The sequence below is a fragment of the Pseudomonas sp. B6001 genome, from assembly GCF_013386015.1.
Lineage (GTDB): Bacteria > Pseudomonadota > Gammaproteobacteria > Pseudomonadales > Pseudomonadaceae > Aquipseudomonas.
The window spans coordinates 925-1,548 of sequence record NZ_JACAOX010000068.1 but is presented as its reverse complement, the minus strand read 5'-3'; the positions used below and the strand labels follow the sequence as shown (position 1 = coordinate 1,548).

Annotated in this window: 1 pseudogene; it reads left to right on the top strand. The window is 59.6% G+C overall.

The window, feature by feature from the left end:
* Positions 1 to 82: 82 nt before the first annotated feature.
* A pseudogene (locus HX821_RS31925) lies at positions 83 to 624 on the top strand (urocanate hydratase); the annotation flags it as partial.

Genomic DNA, 624 nt, shown 5'->3' with positions numbered 1-624 from the left:
AGTAAAGATGTGTGCGTAAGAGTCCATGAACTTCCTCTTCGCACCCATCAATGTTCGCGCATTGATCGTTGAGGATTTTTTTGTGACCAAGCCTACCCAATACCGTGACGTTGAAATCCGTGCCGCACGCGGCAACACGCTGACCGCCAAAAGCTGGCTGACTGAAGCGCCGCTGCGCATGTTGATGAACAACCTCGACCCGCAGGTTGCCGAAAATCCGAAAGAACTGGTGGTGTACGGCGGTATCGGCCGTGCGGCACGTAACTGGGAATGCTACGACAAGATCGTCGAAAGCCTGACCAACCTCAACGACGACGAAACCCTGCTGGTGCAATCCGGCAAACCCGTCGGCGTGTTCAAGACCCACAGCAACGCCCCGCGCGTGCTGATCGCCAACTCCAACCTGGTGCCGCACTGGGCGAGCTGGGAGCATTTCAACGAACTGGATGCCAAGGGCCTGGCCATGTACGGCCAGATGACCGCCGGCAGCTGGATCTACATCGGCAGCCAGGGCATCGTGCAGGGCACCTACGAAACCTTCGTCGAAGCCGGTCGCCAGCACTACAACGATGACCTCAAGGGCCGTTGGGTCCTGACCGCCGGCCTCGGCGGCATGGGCGGCGC